The organism is Streptomyces sp. NPDC054849, from assembly GCF_053610945.1.
The window spans coordinates 1-22,663 of record NZ_JBSGZI010000119.1 but is presented as its reverse complement, the minus strand read 5'-3'; the positions used below and the strand labels follow the sequence as shown (position 1 = coordinate 22,663).

Below are 22,663 nucleotides of genomic sequence, written 5' to 3'. Positions count from 1 at the left end.
CGTCAGGGGGCCGGGCCGAATGCCGTTCCGGTGCGGTGCGGTGCCCCCGAGTCGAACCCTTGGGGGCTGGGGCTGGGGCCGGGGCGGGGCTGGGGCCGGCTCCCGGGCCGAGGCAGGGCCGAAGGGCGGGCCTACGGCGACGACGCGCCGGGCGTTGACGCGGGGGGCTGAGTACCGGAGTCCCCGAGCTCCGTGCGCAAGGCCCGCCTCTCGGCGTTCACCCCGGCTGTTCCTCGTCGCTCAGGGAGAAATCGATCTCACAGGGCGTGACCTTCGAGGCCTCCTTCACCCCGAACCCGACTCGTGCGTGGGGGCTCGACGGCCTGGCCGGCTTCGAGAAGACGAGCGTGTGGCCCGGCGGGACGGTCTTCGAGTTGATCTTCAACGTGGCTCTGTCAGCCAGACGGCTCAGCTCGGCCTCGGGGTCGGCCTGGGGACCGCGGTAGCCGCCACCCACGTGCGAGCACTCCGACGGCGGCTTCTTCTCGGTCACCGCGACGCTGACCCCCTGCGCCTGGAGCCTCTGCACCAGTTCGGGCAGTTCGTCAGGCGTGGGCGCGGCGACCTCGATCGTCTTGCCGGGGTCCTTCGGGGGCTCGGACCTGGCCTTCAGGGCTTCTTCCAGGCCCTCGGAGTAGTCGATCGAGCACGAGGGGACCTTGGAGGTCTCGATCACGCCGAAGCTGATCCCCTGTTCACCCAGCGGGTGGTAATCCGCCCAGTCGAACGTGAGCGTGTAGCCCGCCGGGACCGTCTTCGCGTCGACCTTGAAGTCGAAGTCGTCCTTGCCGGACTGCATGATCTCGGCCTCGGGGTCGGCCTGCGGACCGCGGTACCCGCCGCCGGGCTCCGAGCACTGGGACCGAGGCCGCTTCGGGACCAGTACGGCCGAGACCCCCAGTTCCCTCAACCGCTCCACCAGCGCGGGGATCTGGTCGTGCGCGGGCAGCTTGAACCGGAGCGATCCGTCCGGATCCTTCCTGATCTCGGGTGCGGCGCTCGGCGAGCCGGCGGGCAGCGGGCCGTTGCGGGTGCTGCCGGGCAGCGACATGACGGCGACCACGGATGCCGTGGCGACGCCCACCGCGAGGGGGATGCCGTACCGCCGGGCGAAGGACCGGGCGGGGGCCGCGGGCGGGACCTCCGGGAGGCGGGCCAGGAGGGCGGCCTTCAGCCGCTCCTCGAAGCCGCTGGGCCGGGTGCTCATCGGGCTGCCTCCAACTGGTGCTCGGTCAGGGGGTCCGGGCCGCGCAGCGCGCGCCGGGCGCGGTGCAGGCGGACGCGGATCGTCGTCTGGGTGACGCCGAGGGCCTGCGCGGCCTCGGCCGGGGTGAGCTGGTCGAGCACGATCAGGTCGAGGGCGGCGCGCAGGGGCTCGGAGAGGGCGGTGTGACGCTCGGCCAGGTCGCGGAAGGCCCGCTCGGCGTCGATGCGCTCCTCCAGCGCGGCGACGTCCTCGTCGTCGAGGAGCCGGCGCCCGCTCAGCCGTGCCAGTGCGCCGCTCTCGCGGGCCAGCCCCCGGGCGTGGCCCGACAGGATGTTGCGGGCGATGCCGAACAGCCAGGCGACCGGTGCTCCCCTGTGGCTCCGGTAGGTCCCGGCCGATCCCATCCCCGCGAGGAAGATGTCCGCCGTCAGGTCGGCCGCCAGGTGCGGATCGGCGACCCGGCGGGTGACGAAGCCGAGTACGGCGTCGATGTGGTCCTCGTAGAACGCCCCGAACCCCTCGGGCGTGGTGAGATCCGGCGGTCCGGTCTCGTGTCGTGGGCTGCGCACCCGGTTCCTCCCCTGCGTGGGTGACCCGGTCGGCCCCCCTGTCCAGTACTTGACCGGAGCGCCCTCGAACGTTTCATCGGGACCGGAGGAACCTGACCGCGACCCCCGGCCGGGCCTGCGCCGCCGCGTCCAGGGCCGGGCCCGGCGGGACCACGCCCACCACCGGGTAGCCGCCCGTCACGGGGTGGTCGGCCAGGAACACCACCGGCAGGCCGTCCGGCGGGACCTGGACCGCGCCCAGCACCATCCCCTCGCTCGGCAGCTCCCCCTGCCGGGCGCGGACCAGCGCGGAGCCGGCCTCCGTGCGCAGGCCGATGCGGTTCGACCGCGCCGACACCCGGAACTCCGCACGCCACAGCCTGGACAGGGACGCCTCGGTGAACCAGTCCGCCCGAGGGCCGAGGCGCAGCGGGAGGAGCAGTTTCGAAGGCGCCCCGGGCAGGCCGTACGCGTCCGCCCCGGGGGTGAGGTCCGTCCCCGCGGGGCCCACCGGCAGTGTCATCCCGCCCGCCAGGGCCGGCGGTCCCAGGCCCGACAGCAGGTCCGTGGAGCGACTGCCCAGGACCGGCGGCATGTTCAGGCCTCCCCGAACGGCGACGTAGCTGCGCAGCCCCGATTCCGCCGGGCCCACCTCCAGCTCCGCCCCGGCCGGCAGCCTGACCGGAGCTCCCCAGGCCACCGGGCGACCGGACATCCGTACCGGGCAGGGCGCGCCCGTGACCGCCACGACCGTCGCGGCCAGAGCCCGCAGCGCGACCCCGTCGAGGGTCGTCTCCAGCACCGCCGCGTCCGGCCGGTTGCCGAGCAGCCGGTTGGCCAGCTCGTACGCCGCCGTGTCCAGCGCCCCCGAACGGGGGACCCCCAGGTGCGCGTACCCCGGGCGCCCCCGGTCCTGGACCGTGGTCAGCGCACCCGGCCGCACCACCAGCAGCTCAGCCACGGCCGCCGCCCTCCGTGAACCGCACCCGGACCCCGGGCGCGAACAGCGCCGCCGGTTCGCGTCCCGGGTCCCAGAGCACCGCGTCCGTGGAGCCGATCAGCTGCCAGCCGCCCGGGGAGGAGCGCGGGTACACCCCCGCGTACTCGCCTGCGAGGGCCAGCGAGCCCGCCGGGACGGCCGTACGGGGCGTGTCCCGGCGGGGCAGGTGGAACCGCTCCGCAAGCCCCGTCAGATAACCGAAGCCTGGGGCGAAACCGCAGAACGCCACCCGGAAGACGGTGCCGCCGACGATCCCCGCGACCTCCTGCGGGGGCACCCCCCACCGCTCGGCCACCTCCGCCAGGTCCGGACCGTCGTACCGAACGGGGACGGTGACCAGCGGCCCCTCCGTCTCCGCGAGCGGCGCCACCTCCCACCGTGCGATCCGGGCGCCGAGCGCGGCCGGCTCCCGCACCCCGTCCAGCAGTACGGTCCGTGCCGCCGGTACGAGGTCCCGTACGGCGCCCAGCTCGCCCGCGTCCCGCCGCCGCAGCAGCTCTGCGTGCAGCGCGGCCACCTCCGCGGCCGAGTCCAGCTCGATCAGCAGCGCCTCGCCGCCCACCACGAGGGTCCTCACGCGAACGCCTCGACCCGGACCCCGGCCGTGCCCAGCGCCTCGCGGACCCGGCGGGCCAGCCCGGCGGCCCCCGGGGTGTCCCCGTGCAGGCACAGCGAGCGCGCGGCCACGCGGACCGCGGACCCGTCCGCCGCCACCACCGACCCCTCCGCCGCCATCCGCACGGCCCGCGCCACCACCGCCTCCGGATCGTGCAGCACCGATCCCGGCTCGCCGCGCGGCACGAGCGTCCCGGCCGGGGTGTAGGCACGGTCGGCGAAGGCCTCCGGTACGGGCGCCAGCCCCGCGGCCTCGGCGGCCGTCAGCAGCAGAGACCCGGGCAGCCCCAGCACCGGCAGGCCGCCCGTGGCACCGGACCCGGCCGCCAGCCGGACGCCCGCCACCACGGCGGCGGCCTGATCGGCGTCGTGCACGGTGCGGTTGTAGAGCGCGCCGTGCGGTTTCACGTACGACACCCGGGAGCCGGCGGCCCGCGCGAACACCTCCAGCGCACCGATCTGGTAGGCCACCTCGTCCGCCAGCTCGCCCGCGGGCACGTCCATGGAGCGTCGTCCGAAGCCGGCCAGGTCGCGGTAGGAGACCTGAGCGCCGATCCGCACGCCCCGCTCGGCGGCCAGTTCGCAGACCCGGCGCATGATGGACGGGTCCCCGGCATGGAAGCCGCAGGCCACGTTGGCGCTCGTCACGATGGAGAGCAGGGCCTCGTCGTCGGTGAGGGTCCAGCGCCCGAAGCCCTCGCCGAGGTCGGCGTTGAGGTCGATCGCCGCCGCTGGAGGTGTGATCATGGAAGGCATGCGGTGAGCGTAGAACAGCGGGCACGCCGACCTGCCGACGCCGGGGACGAAGCCGGAAGAAGCCGCGACACGGCCGCGGCGATCCGAGACGACGCCGCGTCGAAGCCGGGCCGGGGCCGGGACGGCGCCGCCGTGAACACCGTGGGACGATCCGGCCGAACCATGCCGTTTGGGATGTTGTCCGTGTCAGCGCCTAGTCTTTGTCCGTGACTCTCCCCGCCCCGGCGAAGACCCTTCCGTCCCCGGCGCCGGGCCCGGCCGCCGACGAGGGCCTGGCCCGGCGGCTGCGCGCCCTCGCCTGCACCGCCCCGCTGCACGACCTCGACGTCCGCAAGGCCAATCTGGCGGGCGAGTACGGGATCTACGCGATGGCGGAGGTCGCGCTGGCCGCGATCGACCTGGTCACGCTCAACATGGACTTCGACACCGGCGCCGACCACGAGCAGATAGTGGCCAGGCTGTTGCCGCGCGTCGCGGCCCAGGCCCCGTCCCGCCCGCCGGCCGAGCACGAGCGGGTGGCCCGCTGGGTGCTGGAGAACCTGATCAACGTCGGCAGCGTGGACCGCGGCTTCCGCGCGATCTACGGCACCTTCGGCCCGGACGGCGCGTACGTCCGCCGGGACTACGACTTCAAGCTGATCGAAGAGGTCCCCGGCCACGGCGGCGCGGTCTACCTGCGTACGACCGACGAGGCCGTCAACGTGCTGGTCGGCGCCCTCGACACCGACGTCACCAGCGCCCAGATCGCCGCCGAGGTCAAGCTGGAGGTGCTGATCAGCCGCGGACGGCTGGCGGACGCCCAGCTGGCCGCCGAACAGGCCCGCTACCGGACCGTGCAGTACGCCGAGACCCTGCGCCGGACCCTGGACGCCACCCGGCGCAACGTCCGCGCGGTGGACTGGCTCCAGGCCGTACCCGACATGATCGCCGAGGCCCTCGACCACGTCGCCGACCGCTACCGCCACGAGAACGCGATCCTGACCAACATCCGCAAGGCGCGAGACGAGGCGGAGGAGCCGGAGAACAAGCGCCGCGCGGCCGAGCTCGTCGACATAGTCAAGGACTGCATCCGCCGGCACACCCAGCTCCAGTCCCGACTGCTGGACGCGGGCCCGCTGTTCCGCGCCGAGCAGGACCGCCAGGCCTTCGCGGCTCCCGCGCCGCGCTCCGGCATCGACCTGTACGGCCAGCTCGTGGCACCGCTCCTGCCGCTGCCGTTGGAGCAGGCCGGCCGGGTGACCGGCGCCTTCTTCGCCGCCGGCGCGGGGCTGCGCACGCCCGTCTCCGTGCGGGTGGCCGACCTGGTCGAGATCCTGCTCACCCCGCCGGTGGAGCGCGAACACCTCGGCGCCGAGATGCCCGAGCCGGATCTCATCGCCACGCCGGACGACAGCCGCTTCAGCGAGGAGCAGCTCGCCGCCGCGATGGAGCTCCTCGACCTCCCGCACGACGCCCCGCGCCGGCTGTCCGGGCTCCTCGCGGAGGCCCGCCGCAGCGATCCGGACCTGCCGTACCTGGTGGCCCTGCTGGCCGTCCACGCGGCGAGCCCGGCCGTCGGCACGGCGTACCGCCAGGGGGAGGAGCGCCTGCTCTTCGCGGTGGACGACGGCACGCAGCTGGACGACCCCGAGTTCGGGGGCGCCGACCTCATCGTCGGCACCGCCCTCCTCGACGCCGCCGGCATGGCCGCCGACCGCGCGGAGGCGGCATGACCCACGCCCCCCGCGAGCCGGGGCGCGCCGCGCCCCACCGCGACAGCCCCGCTCCACAGAACGCCCCCACCACCCGCCCAGCCCTCCCCGCCGCCCGCCACAAGGGCGCCCCTGCCCGCGCCGGACGCGCCCGCGCGGCGACGCCCAGACCGGCTGAGCCCGCCGTAGCCACGCCCGCCGCAGTGCCCGCGCAGGCCGACTGGGCTGTGACCCGCACCGGCACCACCCGCACCGGCACCACCCGCACCGGCACCACCCGCACCGGCACCACCCGCACCGGCACCACCCGCACCGCCGAGGAGACCTACCCGTGAGCGACCACCACGCCGAGCCCCCCGCGTGGAGCGAGCCCGCGCAGACCGCCCCGGCCCCCGCCACCGCCGCGTCCGCGCAGGCCGCCGCCCCCGTGACCCCGGCGGACGCCGCCGACGCGGCCCGGCTCGTCGCCTTCGGGCTGCAGCCCAAGCTGCTCCCCGCCCGTGACGCCGAGTACGCAGAGCTGCTCCGCCGCTACCGCGAGGACCCCGCCTTCGGCCGCCTCGCCGACGCCGTCGCCACCGGCCTCGGCCTGGTCGTCCTGGAGGTCTCGCCGCGTGCCGGCATGGCCGTGGCCGCCGGCGAGGACTCCGTGTTCGCCGTCCGGATGGGCGACTACGCCCGCCGCACCGCCGCCGACTCCGCGGACCGCTTCCTGCACGGCCTGGCCCACCTCGCCGTCGCCGCCCTCGCGTTCCCGCGCCCCGAGGACCTCGCCGACGACGGCTACATCGGCCGCATCACCGTCAACGGCGTCGACGCCTTCGTCCGGCAGACCTGCCGCCGCCTGGAGGAGCGCGCCGAGGAGCTCGGCGAGAACACCGACCCGGCCTCCGACGCCCCCGGCCTGGAGGCCGCATGGCGCGTCTACGCCCGCCGCAGCGCGACCGGCGCCACCAAGGACGCCCGCCGCCTCGCCGGCTCCACCACCGGCATCGTCGGCAAGGCCGCCGCCTTCCTCACCGACTCCGGTTTCCTGCAGCGCACCGGGGACGAGGCCGGGGGCACCTACCGCACCACTCCCCGCTACCAGCTCCAGGTCCGCGACATGGCGGGCAGCGCGGCAATGGCCGAACTCCTGGAACTGGGCGTGGTCCCCGTGAGCGACGGCTCCGCCACCCTCCTGCCGCCGCCCGAGGGCGACGACCTGGACCTGGCCGCCGACGCCGGGCTCCCGTTCCACGCCTGAGCCTCGGCCCGAGCCCTGATCCCCGTACGTCCCGCCCCACCAAGCCACCACGAGAGTCCGCCGCCATGTACGAGCTGTCCCGGATCCGCCTCTACTCCATCGGGCCCGCCGGTGCGCGCTACGCAGACACCGTGCTCGACCTGCGCGGAGTCGGCGAGCCGGTGCCCCACCCGGCGCCGGCCCAGGCGGAGTTCTTCGAGGACGAGCCCACCGGCCCGCCGCGCCGGCCCGCGCCCGCCGGCGTGCTCTTCCTGGAGAACGGCGGGGGCAAGTCCGTCCTCCTCAAGCTGATCTTCTCGGTGATGCTGCCCGGCCACCGCAACACCCTCGGCGGTGCCAGCTCCGGCGTCCTGCGCAAGTTCCTGCTCGCCGACGACTGCGGCCACGTCGCCCTGGAGTGGCAGCACACCCAGACCGGCGAGTGCGTGGTCGTCGGCAAGGTCAGCGAGTGGCGCGGCCGCCAGGTCTCCAACGACCCCCGCAAGTTCGCCGAGGCCTGGTACTCCTTCCGCCCCGGCCCGGGCCTGAGCCTCGACAGCCTGCCCGTCGCCGAGGCCACCTCCGTGCGCGCGCCCGTCGAAGGCGCCTCCGGCGCCCAGGGCCGCCGCCGCACGATGAAGGGCTTCCGCGACGCCCTCACCGAGGCGGGCAAGGCGTACCCGCACCTCGAGGTGTACTTCGAGGAGATCCACGACCGCTGGAACGAACACCTCACCGAACTCGGCCTCGACCCCGAACTCTTCCGCTATCAGCGCGAGATGAACGCCGACGAGGGCGAGGCGGCCGGCCTCTTCGCGGTCAAGAAGGACTCCGACTTCACCGACCTCCTGCTGCGCGCCGTCACCGACACCCGCGACACGGACGGCCTCGCCGACCTCGTCCACGGCTTCGGCAACAAGCTCGGCCGCCGCGCCGAGCTGATGGCCGAACGCGACTTCACCGCCGGCTCGGTGGACCTGCTCACCCGGATCGTCGAGGCCGCCCAGACCCGCGCCCGGCTGCGCGACGTCCACGCGGGCGCGGAACGCCGCACGCGCACCCTCGCCCGGCGGCTGTCCGCCCGCGCCGCCGAGGAGCGCGGCCGGGCCGCCGACCTCGCCCAGCGGGTCACCGGCGCCGCCCACGAGGTCACCGCCGCCGAGTCCGCCCGCGACCGCAGCGCCGCCGTCTCCGCCGAACTCGCCTACCGCCACGCCTCGCTGGCCCTGACCGTCGCCGACAAGGCCGCCGCCGCCCAGCGCCGCGAGCTCCTCGAGGCCCGCACGCTGCACTCCGCCTGGCAGGCCGCCGAGACCGTGCTGCGCCACCGAGCCGCCGCCGACCGCTCGGCCCGCGTCGCCGCCGCGATCCGGGAGGCCGAGCGGGACGCCGCCCCGGCGCTCGCCGCCCGCGCCACGGCGGCCGGCGAGCTCGTACGGGCCCTGCACACCGCCGCCGAGCACGGCGAGCGGCTCGCCAACGAGGAGGAGGAGCGGTCCGCCGCCCTCCAGGCCACCGGTGAGGCCGCCCACCGCGACGCCACCGCCGCCGCGACGGCCGCCCAGCGGGCCCGCAGCGAGGCCGAGCACCTCCGCTCGCGCCTGGCCGAGGTCCAGCAGGAGACCGCCGAGGCCGTCCGCGCCGGCTGGCTCGACGACTCCGCCCCCGACGCCGACCCGGCCCGCGCGGCCCTCGCCGCCACCGACGCCGAGAAGACCGCCGTGGCCGCCTGGGACGAGTCCCGGGAAGCCGCCCGCGCCGCCGCCGAAGCCGCCCGCGAGGCCGCCGCCGCGGAATCCCGCGCCGAGCTCACCGCCGCCCGTGCGGCCGACGCCGCAGACGCGGCCGAGGCCGCCCACGACGCCGAGCACCGCGCCGCCGTCTCACTCGCCGAATCCCCCCGCCTGGCGGCCCTCCTGGGCCTTCCCGACGCCGATGCGCGGGAACCGGCCCCGGCGACGGCCCCGTTCCCGCACCCGCGCTCCGGCGACGGCCCTTCCGCGCCCTCAGGCGCCGGCTCCGCCGCGCCGGGCGCAGCCCGGGGTGCCACCCCGGCCGCCGGACGGCTCACCGTCGAGGACCTCGACCGCAACGCCGACGACCTGCGCCGCATGCTGACCGACGGAGTCACCTCCGCCGAACGCCAGCTCTTCGAGCTGCGCACCGCCGCCGCCGACGACGCCCGCATCCTCGGCGCGCTCGGCGACGGCGGCCTGCTGCCGCCCGGACCCGACGTCCTCGCCACCGTCGAGTACCTCGGCGAACACGGCATCCCCGCCCTCCCCGGCTGGCGCTACCTCGCCCAGTCCGTGGACCCCGCCGACCACGCGGCCGTCCTCGCCGCCCGCCCCGAACTCGTCGACGGCGTCGTCATCACCGACCCCGACACCCACAGCCGCGCCCGCGAGGTCCTGTCCGGCGCCGCTCTGCTGCCCCGCTCCACCGTCGCCGTCGGCACGGCCGCAGCCCTGCTCGCCCCCCTTCCCGCCGATCACGGCGACACCGCCGTCGACGGCATCTTCATCGTCACGCCGAATCCGGCCATGCACGACGAGCACGCCGCCGACGAGGAACGGCAGGCGCTGCGCGCCCGCGCCGGCGCCCGCGACACCGAGATCCGCGACCTCGCCGCCCGCCTCGCCGGTGACCGCGAGCTCGCCGCCCGCCTGGCGTCGTGGCGCACCGGCTGCCCGCCCGGCCGCCTCACCGAGCTCGCGGAGCAGGCCGCCGCCGCCCGGATGTTCGCCGAGGAGGCCGACGCCGAGCTCGCGGAGGCCCGTACCGTCCGCGCCGAGGCGGACGAGGCCGCCGCCGACGCCGCCCGCGTCCGCGAGGAGCGCCAGGACGCCGCCCAGCGCGCCCGCCGCGCCGCCGACGCCCTCGCCGGCCTCGCCTTCCGGCTGCGCGAGCGCGCCGGCTGGCAGGCCCGGCTCCGTGAACTCGCCGACGACGCCACCGAGTCCGAGGCCCGCGCCGAGGTCTGCCTGGACCGGGCCCGCGCCGCCGACGAGGACCGCCGCGCCGCCCAGCGCGCCGCCGACGACGCCCGCCGCACCGCCCGCGCCCTGCGCGCCGAGCGGGCCGAGATCGCCGGCGCGCCCGACCGGCTCCCCGAGGGCGACGACGGCCCGCGAGCGCCCCTGCCCGACCTGCGCGAGGCCTACCGTGCGGCCTCCCAGCTCTACGAGAAGGTCGGCGTCGGCGCCGACCTGCGCGCCGAACAGGCCCGCGCCGAGAGCGACGAGAGCGCCGCCCTCGCCGAACTCGACCGCCTCACCAACAAGGTCCGTACCCGCGCCGCCCAGCTCCTCGAAGGCACCGACGGCGCCGACGGCCCCTCCCGGCAGGCCGCGGCGGCCCGCGCCGAGTCCCTCGTCCAGATGCTGGAGACCCGCGCGTCCACCGCCAGCGAGCAGCTCGGCCGGCTGCGCGGCGAGGCCGAACGGCACGCCCCCGCCGAAGGCGAGGCGCACACCGAGCTGCCCGAGGAACTGATCCCCGAGGACGTCGACCGGGCCCAGGCCCTCCTGCGCACGGCCACCGCTCAGCTCGCCGCCCACACCGCGGCCGTGGAGAGCGCCCGGGCCGCCCATGCGGACCTGCTGCGCGCCCACCGGACCGCCGAGGACGGCGCCGGGGGTTTCGAGGAGACCGCGGCGCTGCTGCGCGATCTGCTCCGCGACCACACCCACCAGGACGACGAGCAGGAGCCGGTGGCCCACCCGGGCACCCTGGAGGAGGCCCGCCAGTCGGCCACCGAGGCCCGCCGCTCCCTGCGCGGCTGCGCTGCCGACCTCTCGGCCGCCGAGTCCGCGGTGCGCGAGGCGAGCGACATCCTGGTCCGGCACGCCAACGCCACCCGCTACGAACAGGTACGCACCCCCGCACGCCAGCAGATCCGCGAACTGCCCGCCTCCGCCCTGCCCGAGCACGCGGCGGCCTGGGCGGCGGCCTTCGCGCCCCGGCTGCGGGTCCTCACCGACGAGCTGGCGCAGCTGGAGCGCAACCGCGACAGCATCGTCGACCGCCTGCGCGGCCTCGTCGAATCGGCCCTGGCCACGCTCCGCTCCGCCCAGCGCCTCTCCCAGCTGCCCGAAGGCCTCGGCGAATGGTCGGGCCAGGAGTTCCTGCGGATCCGCTTCGAGGAGCCCGACCAGGCCACGCTCACCGAGCGGCTCGGCGAGGTCATCGACGAGGCGACCCGCACGGCCGTGAAGAAGAACAGCAGCGCGTCCTTCGGGGAGGGCCGCCGCGACGGCATGTCCCTGCTGCTGAGGGGCGTCCAGGCAGCCCTCGAACCCAAGGGCATCGCCGTGGAGATCCTCAAGCCGGACGCGGTCCTGCGCGCCGAACGGGTGCCGGTGGGGCAGATGGGCGACGTGTTCTCCGGCGGGCAGCTGCTGACCGCCGCGATCGCGCTGTACTGCACGATGGCGGCGCTGCGCAGCAACGACCGGGGCCGCGACAAGCACCGCCACGCGGGCACGCTGTTCCTGGACAACCCGATCGGCCGTGCGAACGCCACGTACCTGCTGGAGCTGCAGCGGGCCGTCTCCGACGCGCTCGGCGTCCAGCTGCTGTACACGACCGGCCTCTTCGACACGACGGCTCTCGCCGAGTTCCCGCTGGTGATCCGCCTGCGCAACGACGCGGACCTGCGGGCGGGCCTGAAGTACATCAGCGTCGAGGAACACCTCCGCCCGGGCCTGCCGCAGCAGTCGCCGGGGGAGGAGACCATTCACGGCGAGATCACGGCGACCCGCATGTTCCGCCGCAGCGCCGCCACCTCCTGACGCGGGCCCCGCGTCGTTCGGCGCGGGGCACTCCCGGGCTTGCCCAGGGGGCACTCCCGGAGCCCCCTGGGCACTCCCGGGCCTGCGGTCAGCGGTGCCCGAAGCCGGCGAGGGGGCCGTCCTCGCGGGATATGCGGGCCGGGGCGGCCTTCCGCACAGCCCGCTCCGCCTTGGCGGTCCGGCGGGCCTCACGCCGGCGGGCGCGCGCCGTGCTGCTCGGCTCGGACAGGACCCCGTACCGCTGGTTCCACGCCTGCCGGGTGATCAGCACGTCCAGCACGCCCCACGTGGCCACGATCGTTCCCGCGACCGCGCCCAGCGCCATCGGGAAGGCGAGCCAGGACGCGGTCAGCGTCAGGAAGAACGTGATCGTCGCCTGGGTGAGGGTCACGGCCACGATCAACACCGCCCGCACCGCGGAGCTCCGCACCGGGTCGGGCATCCGACGCCGGCGGGCCTGCTCCTCCACCCACAGACCCCGCCCCGCCGCACGCGCCGATCCCGTGCCCGTATCCGCTCCGCCGCCCTCGTATCCGTTCATGGTCCGCTCACTCCCCACCGCGCGGTCCGCCGTGCCTACCTCACACGTCTACCCCGACCCGTCCCCTTGAACAGACAGACGTCCGGCGACGCCGAGAGATTCCCGCATCGCGGACACCTCCACCGGCGGGAATGATCGCGGAACGAACAATTCCAGCCATCCATCAGGTTGCGGGAATCGACGCCTCACCAAGTGTCATCTGCCACATAACGGGCCGGTCTTGACCGGAAGTGTCGGACAACTGGTGATCTTCACAGGGGCGTCCGGCCGAAAACGTCCGGACACGCCTTCGAACCTACTCCACAGCAGTAGTAGGCTCACGCCGTTTAAATGACGGAACACCGACCCCCGGTAACGGGGTTGACCTGGGGGAGGCTGGGGAGGCCATGCGCTTTCGCGGGAAGTCCATCCGCCGGAAGATCGTGGCGTTGCTCCTTGTGCCGCTCGTCTCCCTGACCGCCCTCTGGGGCTTCGCCACGGTGATCACCGGCCGTGAGGCGATCCAACTCTTCGACGTGGCGTACATCATCGACAAGGTCGGGTACCCGATCGAGGACGCGGCCCGCGTCATCCAGAAGGAACGGCGCCAGACCCTCGTCGTCCTCGGCGACCCCCGGGCGTCCACCGCGACGGCCGAACTCGCCAAGCGCCGCGCCGAAACCGACCAGGTCGTCGAGAAGATCAGCGTGAGCGCCCGCGACGCCAAGGTCGTCGACGAGCTGAGCCCGCAGAGCGCCCAACGCCTGCGCTCCATCGTCTCCGCCTTCCAGGGCGTCGGCTCCATGCGCCGCGCCGTGGACCAGAACGCCCTCGACCCCACGCAGGCCCTGGAGCTCTACAACCGGCTGGTCGACCCCTGCTACGACTTCCTGATGAACCTCCACGGCCTGGACAACGTGGAGGTCGACAAGGAGGGCCGCGCCCTCGTCGGCATCAGCCGTGCCCGCGAGCTGCTCTCCCGCGAGGACGCCGTCGTCGCCTCCGCGCTGGCCGCGCGCAACGTCACCGCGCCCGACGTCCGCCACGTCTCCGACTTCGCCGCGAAGCGCACGCTGCTCTACGAGTTCAACCTCGTGACCCTCCCCGCCGAGGACCGGCAGCGCTTCGAGGAGTACTGGAAGGCGCCCGAGACCCAGCCCCTGCGCGACGCCGAGGAGCGGTTCATCGCGGGCGGCGCGGTCAACAAGCCCCGCAACCTCACCGCCGCCCAGTGGGACGAGGCCGCGGCCAGGGTCCTCGACGACCTGGCCGACATGAACACCGAGGCCGGCGACCGCTACCAGCAGCGCATCGAGCCGGTCGCCATGGACGTCATGATCCAGGCCGCCGCCGCCGGCATCCTCGGCTTCATCGCCCTGATCGTGTCGCTGGTGCTGTCCGTCCGCATCGGCCGCGACCTCGTCCGCGACCTGTCGAGGCTGCGCAAGGAGGCCCACGAGGCCTCCGGCGTCCGGCTGCCCGGCGTGATGCGCCGCCTCGCCGCGGGCGAACACGTGGACGTGGAGACCGAGGCACCCCACCTCGAGTACGAGAAGGACGAGGTCGGCCAGGTCGGCCAGGCCCTCAACACCCTCCAGCGCGCCGCCGTCGAGGCCGCCGTCAAGCAGGCCGACCTGCGGCGCGGCGTCTCCGAGGTGTTCGTCAACCTGGCCCGCCGCAACCAGGTGCTGCTGCACCGCCAGCTGACCCTCCTCGACACGATGGAACGCCGTACCGAGGACACGGAGGAGCTGGCCGACCTCTTCCGCCTCGACCACATGACCACCCGCATGCGCCGCCACGCCGAGGGCCTGGTGATCCTCTCCGGCGCCGCTCCCTCCCGCCAGTGGCGCAAGCCCGTCCAGCTCATGGACGTCGTACGGGCCGCCGTCGCCGAGGTCGAGGACTACGAGCGCATCGAGGTGCGCCGCCTCACGCGCCTGGGCATCGTCGGCCCCGCCGTCGCCGACGTCACCCACCTCATCGCCGAACTCCTGGAGAACGCCACCGTGTTCTCGCCGCCGCACACCGCGGTCCAGGTGCACGGCGAGCGCGTGGCGAACGGTTTCACCCTGGAGATCCACGACCGCGGCCTCGGCATGACCCCGGAGGCGCTGCTCGACGCGAACCTCCGGCTCGCCGAGACCCCCGAGTTCGAACTCTCCGACACCGACCGGCTCGGCCTGTTCGTCGTCAGCCGCCTCGCGCAGCGGCACGGCGTCAAGGTCGTCCTCCAGCCCAGCCCGTACGGGGGAACCACTGCGGTGGTCTTCCTCCCCGTGGCCCTGCTGACGGAGGCTCCCGAGACCAACGGCACGGGCGTACGGCTCGATGGCGCGCGGGCCGACAAGGCCGTGCGGCCCGGCAGGTCCGTCCCGCACGGCCAGGTCGGCCGGGCGGCGTCCGAGCGGCTCACGCCCGCCGCCATGGAGCGCGCGCACTCCGGCCGGCCGCTGCCCGCCGGTGAACTGCGCGGCCCGGTCGAGCTGGAGGCCCCGCTCGCCGGCCGCGGCCTGGACGGTCTGGACGGCCTCGACGACCCCGTCGTCCTGGACGACGCCCCCACCGGGGTCACCGGCCGCGGCGCCCCCGCCCGTCCGGTCATGGCCACGCTCGACGACGAGACCCCGCCGAACGGCACCCCGCGCAGCGCCCTGCTGGGCCTGCGCCCCGCGGACCGGCCGCACACCGACCGGCACGCCGGGCGCGGCGGTGCCCGCAAGGGCGAGCGCGACCGAGAGTCGGTCGCCCCGACCGGTCCGGTCCGGCTGGACAACCCGCGGATGGAGGCCTCGCGCACCGAGGCCTCGCGCCCCGACGGCCTCCGCTCCCCGGGAGCCGTGCCGCTGCCGCGCCGCCGACCCGCCCCCACCCTGGTCGCCGATCACGGCCGCCGTGTGGAGCCCCGCCCGGTGTCCGCGGTCCCGCAGCCCGCCTCCGGCGCCGCCGCCGGAACCGACGGCACGGACGCCGCTCCCGGCTCCGTCATCGGCGGGCTGCCCCGCCGGGTCCGTCAGGCCAGCCTGGCGCCCCAGCTCAAGAACGCCCTGTCGCCCGCACCCGCCGAAGCCGCCCCCGACCAGGCGGCCGACCGCGACGCGGACGACGTACGCACGCGCATGTCCGCACTCCAGCGTGGCTGGACTGCGGGCCGCAACCAGCACGCACAGCAGCAGCCCGAGACCGAGGCAGGCACACCCGCCGCCGGTCCCGCGAACGAGAACGAGGGGGACGGTCGATGACCGCACCGCAGACCGGCAACGACACCAGGGGCCGCGGCTCCGGCCCGCTCAACTGGCTCCTCGACGAGCTCGTCGACCGGGTGGGTTCCATACGCAAGGCGGTGGTGCTCTCCGGCGACGGCCTGCCCACCGGCAGTTCGAAGGACCTGACGCGCGAGGACAGCGAGCACCTGGCGGCGGTCGCCTCCGGCTTCCACAGCCTGGCCAAGGGCGTCGGCCGGCACTTCGACTCCGGCCGGGTCCGTCAGACCGTGGTTGAGCTCGACGAGGCCTTCCTGTTCGTCATGGCCGCCGGCGACGGCAGCTGCCTGGCCGTACTGGCCGACGCCGACTCCGACGTCGGGCAGGTGGCGTATGAGATGACCCTGATGGTCAAGCGAGTGGGCGACCACCTGGCGACCGCCCCGCGCACCGGGCTGCCAGCCGGAGGGTGAGTCGTACGGCATGAGCGATCCAGGCCAGGACCATCCCGCCGACACATCCGACGGCATGCCCGTCGACCCTTTCGTCCCCGCTTTCGACCACGCCCACTGGTTCGACGACGACGCGGGCCCCGTGGTACGCCCGTATGCGATGACCCGCGGCCGGACCAGCCACGCGGGCCAGCACCGCCTCGACCTGATCGCGCTCGTCGTCGCCGAACCGGCGGCCGACGATCCGGTCTGGGACCTGACCCTCTCCCCGGAACACGCCCACATCCTCGGGCTGTGCCGGGGCCGACCGCAGTCGGTCGCCGAACTCGCGGCCGATCTCGACCTCGCGGTCGGGGTCGTCCGCGTCCTGATCGGCGACCTGGTCGATGAGGAACTGGTCCATGTGACCCGGCCGGTACCCCCGGCCGAACTGCCCGATGAATCCATTCTGCGTGAGGTGATCGATGGCCTTCGGGCGCTTTAGCCGCACCGGTGCCATGCACGCGGTGTCGCCTGTCGAACCGCTGACCTTGAAGATCCTGGTCGCGGGCGGCTTCGGGGTGGGCAAAACCACCCTGGTCAGTGCAGTGAGCGAGATCAGACCCCTGCGGACCGAGGAACGGCTCTCGGAGCCGGGCGCCGGGGTCGACGACACCGGGGGAGTGGAGGGCAAGAACACCACGACCGTGGCCATGGACTTCGGGCGCATCACGCTCCGAGAGGACCTGGTGCTGTACCTGTTCGGCACGCCGGGGCAGGACCGCTTCTGGTTCCTGTGGGACGAGCTGGCCCAGGGCTCCCTCGGAGCCGTGGTCCTCGCGGACACCCGCCGCCTCGCCGACTGCTTCGCCGCCATCGACTACTTCGAGCGGCGCGCGATCCCGTTCGTCGTCGCGGTCAACTGTTTCGACGGCGCGGACCGGCACCCCGTGGTGACCGTACGGACGGCACTCGACCTCGATCCCGGGGTCCCGGTGCTGCTGTGCGACGCGCGGGACCGGGAATCCGTGAAGGACGTCCTCGTGGGGGTCGTGGAACACGCGATGTCGCTGGCCCGCGAACGGCGCCGGAGCCTCTCGGCGGGGGCCTGACACCGCGGCGCACGGGGCCCTCGTGGGCCCCACGATGGCCCTCGTGGGGCCCGCGGACGGGGCCCGCGGACGGGGCCTACATGGAGGCGGCCCGTACCCCCGCCGACTGGGGTACGGGCCGCAGCTCTCACGGGGGGTTTCGGGGTCCCGGTCGCGGCGCGGGACTGTGGAGCGAGTGTGAACCCGCCGCCGGGGACCGTCAAGCGTTCGGACGACACGAGCTGTTCAGCGCACGGCGACGATGGCCGAACCATGCCCGAACAGCCCCTGGTTGGCGGTGATCCCGGTACGCGCACCGGGCACCTGCCGCTCCCCGGCCGTCCCTCGCAGCTGCCACGTCAGCTCGCACACCTGCGCGATGGCCTGCGCCGGGACCGCCTCCCCGAACGAGGCCAGCCCGCCACTGGTGTTGACCGGGATCCGTCCCCCGAGGGCGGTCGCCCCCTCCCGTACGAGCTTCGCCCCCTCGCCCTCCCCGCACAGGCCGATGTCCTCGTACCACTCCAGCTCCAGGGCGGTGGACAGGTCGTACACCTCGGCGAGCGACAGGTCGTCCGGTCCGAGCCCCGCCTCCTCGTAGGCGGCGCGCGCGATCGAGGACCGGAAGGATCCGGCCGCCGGCTCCACGGCCGCCGCCGAGTCGGTGGCGATGTCCGGCAGGTCGAGCACCGTCCGCGGATAGGTGGGCGTCACCGTCGACACGGCCCGGATCCGGACCGGATCGGCCACCCCGCGCGAGCGCGCGAAGTCCATGCTGGTGAGCACCAGCGCCGCGCCCCCGTCGGAGGTGGCGCAGATGTCGAGCAGCCGGAGCGGATCGGCGACCACGGCGGAGGCCGCCACCTCCTCGGCCGTGACGCTCCTGCGGTAGCGGGCGTAGGGGTTGAGCCGCCCGGCGGCCGCGTTCTTCACCTTGACCAGCGCGAAGTCCTCAGGGGTGTCCCCGTGGACGGCCATCCGGCGACGGGCGTAGAGCGCGAAGTACGCCGGGTTGGTGGCGCCCAGCACGCGAAACCGCAGCCAGTCCGGATCGTCCGGCCGGTCGCCTCCCGGCGGGGCGAAGAACCCCTTGGGCGCCGCGTCCGCGCCGACCACGAGGACCACGTCGGCCAGGCCCGCCAGGATCTGGGCACGGGCCGCTCCGATCGCCTGGGCCCCGGACGCGCAGGCCGCGTACACGCTGGTCACCCGCGCCCCCTGCCACCCGAGGGCCTGCGCGAAGGTGGCGCCGGCGACGTAGCCCGGGTAGCCGGAGCGCATGGTGTCGGCGCCCACGATCGACTGCACGTCCGTCCAGTCCAGTCGGGCGTCGGCCAGCGCGGCGCGTGCGGCCGCCCGCCCGTACTCGACGAAGCTGCGGCCCCATTTGCCCCAGGGATGCATGCCCGCCCCCAGGACGGCGATGTCGGCGCTCACGCCGCCCCTCACGCCGCCCCTCACGCCGCTCCTCCCACCGGCGTGAACCGCCAGGTGGTCCAGGCGGTCCCGGCCTCCTCGTTCAGCACGCCGCCGACCACCTCGACCTCCATCCCGACCGCCAGATCGGCGACCCCCACCCCGGGCGCGGCCTGCCCCAGCACGACCATCCCCTCGGCCTCCAGCTCCACCGCGACCAGCGTGTACGGCTCCCAGGACGCGTCCGGATCGGACACGTACGGGGCGGGCGGCCGGTAGCGGCCGTCGGTGTAGGACCAGACCCGGCCCCGCGGGGACAGCGGCACCTCGGCCAGCCCGCCACCGCCGGGGCAGTGCGGATTGCGGCAGTACGCGTCCTCGCGCGGGAAGAACACCGCCGTGCAGGCCGAACAGCGGGTGCCGAGCAGCCGGAAGCCGCCTCCGGCCGCGTCCTCGGTGAACCACCCGCTCACGACGGGCGTGCGTGTGAGTTCCAAGACCCCTCCCATGACCAGAGAACCGACGAACTGACGAACTGACGAACCGTCAGAAGTCTGTCACGGGAGGGCGGCCGGGTCACCCGTTCTCGGCGAGCCACTTCCGGGCAATCTCGTCCAGCTCCGCGTCCCGTCCGGCCAGCATCATCCGGATCATCTGCGCGTCCCCGCGCAGCGACCATCCCGGATGCCCGAAGGTGGCGGGATTGTTCCCCTCGATCAGGAAGTGCGCAGGCCAGGCCGTCCCGTAACCGATGAGGGGAAGGGCGGCGAGGTAGCGCCTGCGGCCGCGCGCCAGCCCGTAGGCGGTCACGGCCAGACCGGTGAGCGTGCCGGCGAGATGGACCCAGCGGGTGGCGGCGCGGGAGTGCATGGCGACGTAGTACGGCCAGAATTCCTCGTACGAGCTGAAAGTCATGCGGGCACGGTACTCACGGCCGGAGCGCGGCGACAGCGACCGGGAAATCGAAATACGTGTCCGGGTACGCCTCGGGCTTGTACGTGAAGTGCCACCATTCCTCGGGCAGGTTCACGAACCCCTGCTCGGCCAGTACCCGCTTCAACAACTGCCGGTGGGCCCGGGCCGCGCCCGTGATCCGTGGATCATCGGTGTGCGAGAGCGGGTCGAAGAAGTCGAAGGCGGTCCCCATGCCGACCTCCCGCCCCGAGAGCTCCTCCAGCGTCACATCGACCGTGCTCCCGCGGCTGTGCCCGGACTTCTCGGCGATGTACCCGTCCGGAATCAGCCGACTCCGCTCGACGTACGGATAGAACTCCGCCTTCGCCTCCCGGTCGCCCGGCCCGTCCTGCTGCCGGGCCCACCACACGAATCGGTCGACCGCCCGCTGCGGCCGGTAGCAGTCGTACACCCGCAGCGAGTACCCGAGCCGCAACAGCCCCCGCTGCGCCCGCCGCAACGCCTCGGCGGCGGGCCGGGCCAGCAGGCACTCCGGCTCCTCGTACCCGTCCACCACGCCGCCGGTGAAGTTCCGCGCACCGGCGTACCGGATGTCCTGCCCGATGCTCGGATCCACCTCGCGCAGCACCACGAACCCGTCGGGCGCCTCCGCCCCGCCGGCCAGCACCGCGAGCAGGCCTGCAACAACCGTCATCCGCATACCCCTTGGCATACCATCGCCGGATGCCGGCACACCTGAGGGACTCGCACTGCTCCGCCTGCGGAGCGCCGTACTCCACTCCCACGTGGCCCCGCACCTGCGCGGCCTGCGGAGCGACCGCCTACCGCAACCCGCTCCCGGTGGCCGTCACCCTCCTCCCCGTCGAGGACGCGGACGGCACCGGCCTCGTGGTCATCACCCGCACCATCGAACCGGCCCTCGGCGGCATCGCGCTGCCCGGCGGATTCATCGACTTCGGCGAGGACTGGCGCGACGCGGTCGTCCGCGAACTCCGCGAGGAGACCGGCATCACGGCCCCGGCCACGGACGTCACCCTGGCCGACGCCCTGAGCTCCCCGGCAGGCCACCTCCTCCTCTTCGGCCTCCTCCCGCCCCGCCCCGCCGCCGATCTCCCCGCCTCCGAGCCGACGGACGAAACCACGGGCTGGCACATCCTGCGCGCCCCGACCCCCCTGGCCTTCCCCCTCCACACCCAGGCAGCAGCCTCCTGGTTCGCGGGCCACTACACCCCTTGACCCCGCACCACTGCCCGCCCCCTCGGACCTTCCAGCCCCGCCGGCGTCTGAGGCGCCGGGAAGGGGACGGAGCCCCGGTCATGAAGCCGCACCCACCGCACCCACCGCACCCCACCCGACGGCCTAGACCCCCCGCACGGTGACGCCCGGGACCGCCGCCCCCTCCTCCGTCTCGACCAGCACCACATCGCCCTCCCACCGCACCGTGTACCGCTCCACCGCGCCCGCCTCGAACCCCGGACCGGGGTCCCGGACCACCACCCCGCCGCCCGTACGCCCCCGCGCCGGCGCCCAGGCCTCGAGCTCCACCCCGTCGCCCGAGGCGCCCCGCACCGGCAGCAGCGCACCCGCCCGCGCCAGCACCGGGATCCGCCCCTGCGGCGCGTCCAGCAGGATCTGGCCCGGCCCCTCGTACGCCGCGCCGGTCGCGGTGTCGTACCACCGGCCCCGCGGCAGCCGCACCGCCCGCCGGTCCGCCCCGCACTCCAGCACCGGGGCGACCAGCAGCGCGTCGCCCAGCAGGAACGCGTCTTCGCAGTCCCGCAGCTTCCGCTCCTCCGGCGCCCGCCACCACACCGGCCGCACGTACGGCGCGCCCGTCCGCCGCGCCAGATGGGCCAGCGTCACGAAGTACGGCCGCAGCCGCTCCCGCTCCGCCATCACCGCTCGCGCGTGCTCCTCCACCTCGGGCCCGAATTCCCACGGCTCCCGCCGCCCGGCCCAGATCGCCGAGTGGGTCCGGAACAGCGGCAGGTAGGCCCCAAGTTGCAGCCACCGCAGGTACAACTCCGGTGACGGCGATCCGCCGAAGCCGCCGACGTCCGGGCCGGAGTACGGCACCCCGCACAGCCCCAGGCCCAGGACCAGCGCCAGCGAGGCCCGCAGCCCCTCCCAGCTGGTCTCCACGTCGCCCGACCACGTGCCCCCGTACCGCTGCATGCCCGCCCACCCCGACCGCGAGAACAGGAACGGCCGCTCCGTCGGCCGCAGCCGCACCAGCCCCTCCCACCCCGCCCGCGCCATCCCGAGCGCGTACACGTTGTGCCCCTCGCGGTGGTCACCGCCCGCCCCGTCCATCGCGTGCCGCGCCGACCTCGGCAGCGTGGCGTCCCCGAACGCCGCGAAGGACACCGGCTCGTTCATGTCGTGCCAGAAGCCTGCGAAGCCCTGCGCGAGCCGCTCCTCGTACAGTCCGCCCCACCACTCCCGCACCGCCGGATCCGTGAAGTCCGGGTACGCGCACTCGCCCGGCCAGACCTCGCCGCGCACCTCCTCGCCCCGCCCGTCGCGCACGAAGGCACCCCCCGCCCCCACCGCCAGCCCCGTCGAGTGCACCGCGTCGCCCGCCTTCACCGCAGGATCCACGATCGACACGAGCCGCACCCCCTGCTCCCGCAGCTCACGCGACAGTCCCGGCAGATCGGGGAACTTCCCCTCGTCCACCGTGAACACCCGGTGCCCGTCGTAGTGGTCGATGTCCAGATGGACCGCCGACAGCGCCAGCCCGCGCGCCGCGTACCCCGCGGCCACCCTGCGCACCTCCGCCGCACTCCCGAACCCCCACCGCGCGTGCTGGTACCCCAGCGCCCACTCCGGCGGCACCGCCGCCGCGCCCGTCAGCCCCGACCAGCCCTGCAGCACGCGCGCCGGCGTCCCCAGCAGCACCCAGCACCGCAGCGGCCCGCCCTCCATGCGCAGTTCGCTCAGCCCCGCGCGGTCGGCGCCCGAGCCCGCACCCTCCTCGCCCTCGCGCAACACCACCCGGCCGTCCCAGGAGTTGTCGTGGAACACCAAGTGCGTCCCCGCGTCCGCGACCACCATCTGCACCGGCATCGTCAGGTACAGCGGGTCGGTCCCCGGCCCGAAGCCCCCCTTCGGATCCGTGTTCCACAGCCGGTACGCCCCGTCGCGCAGCCGCGGCCCCGCGGCCCGCCCGCCCAGCCCGAAGAACCGGGCGTCCGCCGGCACCTCGCTCCGCAGCGACCACCGAGCACCGCTTTGTGCACTGTCCTGCGC

General features: G+C 74.8%; 20 protein-coding genes. 9 read left to right on the top strand and 11 right to left on the bottom strand.

Annotated elements, in window-relative coordinates; all coding sequences use genetic code 11:
• Nucleotides 1-217: 217 nt before the first annotated feature.
• The 5 genes from ACWGIF_RS33515 to ACWGIF_RS33495 all read right to left on the bottom strand — a co-directional run bounded on the left by ACWGIF_RS33515 (nucleotide 218) and on the right by ACWGIF_RS33495 (nucleotide 4,117).
• A complete protein-coding gene (locus tag ACWGIF_RS33515) occupies nucleotides 218-1,207 on the bottom strand; it encodes a hypothetical protein (protein WP_453503162.1) in 990 nt (329 codons plus the stop codon).
• On the bottom strand, nucleotides 1,204-1,776 hold the full coding sequence (locus tag ACWGIF_RS33510; protein ID WP_453503160.1) for an RNA polymerase sigma factor: 573 nt from the start codon (nucleotides 1,774-1,776) through the stop codon (nucleotides 1,204-1,206). The genes ACWGIF_RS33515 and ACWGIF_RS33510 overlap by 4 nt, the downstream gene beginning before the upstream one ends.
• A gap of 73 nt (nucleotides 1,777-1,849) precedes the next feature.
• A complete protein-coding gene (locus ACWGIF_RS33505; protein ID WP_453503159.1) occupies nucleotides 1,850-2,716 on the bottom strand; it encodes a 5-oxoprolinase subunit C family protein in 867 nt (288 codons plus the stop codon).
• Nucleotides 2,709-3,332 carry a 5-oxoprolinase subunit B family protein gene (locus ACWGIF_RS33500; RefSeq protein WP_453503157.1) on the bottom strand — a complete coding sequence of 208 codons (624 nt, stop codon included), beginning with the start codon at nucleotides 3,330-3,332 and terminating at the stop codon, nucleotides 2,709-2,711. The genes ACWGIF_RS33505 and ACWGIF_RS33500 overlap by 8 nt, the downstream gene beginning before the upstream one ends.
• Nucleotides 3,329-4,117, bottom strand: coding sequence for a LamB/YcsF family protein (locus ACWGIF_RS33495; RefSeq protein ID WP_453503164.1), 789 nt, complete (start codon nucleotides 4,115-4,117; stop codon nucleotides 3,329-3,331). Before ACWGIF_RS33495 ends, ACWGIF_RS33500 begins: the two co-directional genes overlap by 4 nt.
• A 215-nt stretch (nucleotides 4,118-4,332) precedes the next feature.
• Between ACWGIF_RS33495 and ACWGIF_RS33490 the strand changes: the two genes are divergently transcribed.
• The 4 genes from ACWGIF_RS33490 to ACWGIF_RS33475 all read left to right on the top strand — a co-directional run bounded on the left by ACWGIF_RS33490 (nucleotide 4,333) and on the right by ACWGIF_RS33475 (nucleotide 11,835).
• Nucleotides 4,333-5,838, top strand: coding sequence for a hypothetical protein (locus tag ACWGIF_RS33490; RefSeq protein ID WP_453503156.1), 1,506 nt, complete (start codon nucleotides 4,333-4,335; stop codon nucleotides 5,836-5,838).
• On the top strand, nucleotides 5,835-6,152 hold the full coding sequence (locus ACWGIF_RS33485; RefSeq protein ID WP_453503155.1) for a hypothetical protein: 318 nt from the start codon (nucleotides 5,835-5,837) through the stop codon (nucleotides 6,150-6,152). The genes ACWGIF_RS33490 and ACWGIF_RS33485 overlap by 4 nt, the downstream gene beginning before the upstream one ends.
• Complete coding sequence (locus tag ACWGIF_RS33480) at nucleotides 6,149-7,063, top strand: hypothetical protein (protein WP_453503154.1); 915 nt, start codon at nucleotides 6,149-6,151, stop codon at nucleotides 7,061-7,063. Before ACWGIF_RS33485 ends, ACWGIF_RS33480 begins: the two co-directional genes overlap by 4 nt.
• A gap of 65 nt (nucleotides 7,064-7,128) precedes the next feature.
• Nucleotides 7,129-11,835: a hypothetical protein gene (locus ACWGIF_RS33475; RefSeq protein WP_453503152.1), complete on the top strand. Its 4,707-nt coding sequence runs from the start codon at nucleotides 7,129-7,131 to the stop codon at nucleotides 11,833-11,835.
• 88 nt (nucleotides 11,836-11,923) lie between these two features.
• On the opposite strand, the gene ACWGIF_RS33470 is transcribed toward ACWGIF_RS33475, so the two are convergent.
• Nucleotides 11,924-12,376 carry a hypothetical protein gene (locus tag ACWGIF_RS33470; protein ID WP_453503151.1) on the bottom strand — a complete coding sequence of 151 codons (453 nt, stop codon included), beginning with the start codon at nucleotides 12,374-12,376 and terminating at the stop codon, nucleotides 11,924-11,926.
• 386 nt (nucleotides 12,377-12,762) lie between these two features.
• On the opposite strand from ACWGIF_RS33470, the gene ACWGIF_RS33465 reads away from it, so the two are divergent.
• The 4 genes from ACWGIF_RS33465 to ACWGIF_RS33450 are packed head-to-tail and all read left to right on the top strand — an operon-like array spanning nucleotide 12,763 to nucleotide 17,101.
• Nucleotides 12,763-15,597 carry a nitrate- and nitrite sensing domain-containing protein gene (locus tag ACWGIF_RS33465; RefSeq protein WP_453503149.1) on the top strand — a complete coding sequence of 945 codons (2,835 nt, stop codon included), beginning with the start codon at nucleotides 12,763-12,765 and terminating at the stop codon, nucleotides 15,595-15,597.
• Nucleotides 15,594-16,031: a roadblock/LC7 domain-containing protein gene (locus ACWGIF_RS33460; RefSeq protein WP_030016314.1), complete on the top strand. Its 438-nt coding sequence runs from the start codon at nucleotides 15,594-15,596 to the stop codon at nucleotides 16,029-16,031. Before ACWGIF_RS33465 ends, ACWGIF_RS33460 begins: the two co-directional genes overlap by 4 nt.
• A gap of 55 nt (nucleotides 16,032-16,086) precedes the next feature.
• On the top strand, nucleotides 16,087-16,494 hold the full coding sequence (locus ACWGIF_RS33455; protein WP_453503163.1) for a DUF742 domain-containing protein: 408 nt from the start codon (nucleotides 16,087-16,089) through the stop codon (nucleotides 16,492-16,494).
• Complete coding sequence (locus tag ACWGIF_RS33450) at nucleotides 16,475-17,101, top strand: GTP-binding protein (RefSeq protein ID WP_453503147.1); 627 nt, start codon at nucleotides 16,475-16,477, stop codon at nucleotides 17,099-17,101. Before ACWGIF_RS33455 ends, ACWGIF_RS33450 begins: the two co-directional genes overlap by 20 nt.
• A 225-nt stretch (nucleotides 17,102-17,326) precedes the next feature.
• Here ACWGIF_RS33450 and ACWGIF_RS33445 read toward each other — a convergent pair whose 3' ends face one another.
• From ACWGIF_RS33445 to ACWGIF_RS33430, 4 genes are all read right to left on the bottom strand, one after another.
• Nucleotides 17,327-18,517 carry a lipid-transfer protein gene (locus ACWGIF_RS33445; RefSeq protein ID WP_453503146.1) on the bottom strand — a complete coding sequence of 397 codons (1,191 nt, stop codon included), beginning with the start codon at nucleotides 18,515-18,517 and terminating at the stop codon, nucleotides 17,327-17,329.
• Between the two features lie 20 nt (nucleotides 18,518-18,537).
• Nucleotides 18,538-18,993, bottom strand: coding sequence for a Zn-ribbon domain-containing OB-fold protein (locus ACWGIF_RS33440; RefSeq protein ID WP_453503144.1), 456 nt, complete (start codon nucleotides 18,991-18,993; stop codon nucleotides 18,538-18,540).
• A gap of 79 nt (nucleotides 18,994-19,072) precedes the next feature.
• Entirely contained in the window at nucleotides 19,073-19,411 is a 339-nt protein-coding gene (locus tag ACWGIF_RS33435) for an Mpo1-like protein (RefSeq protein WP_453503142.1), read from the bottom strand.
• A 13-nt stretch (nucleotides 19,412-19,424) separates the two neighbouring features.
• Nucleotides 19,425-20,105: a M15 family metallopeptidase gene (locus tag ACWGIF_RS33430; RefSeq protein WP_453503140.1), complete on the bottom strand. Its 681-nt coding sequence runs from the start codon at nucleotides 20,103-20,105 to the stop codon at nucleotides 19,425-19,427.
• Nucleotides 20,106-20,134: 29 nt separating this feature from the next.
• On the opposite strand from ACWGIF_RS33430, the gene ACWGIF_RS33425 reads away from it, so the two are divergent.
• Nucleotides 20,135-20,647 (top strand): NUDIX domain-containing protein, encoded by a 513-nt coding sequence (locus tag ACWGIF_RS33425; protein WP_453503139.1) that lies wholly within the window; start codon nucleotides 20,135-20,137, stop codon nucleotides 20,645-20,647.
• Between the two features lie 123 nt (nucleotides 20,648-20,770).
• Here the strand turns inward: ACWGIF_RS33425 and ACWGIF_RS33420 are convergent.
• Nucleotides 20,771-22,663, bottom strand: a 1,893-nt coding sequence (locus ACWGIF_RS33420; RefSeq protein WP_453503138.1) for a glycoside hydrolase family 31 protein, incomplete at its 5' end; no start/stop codon positions are given.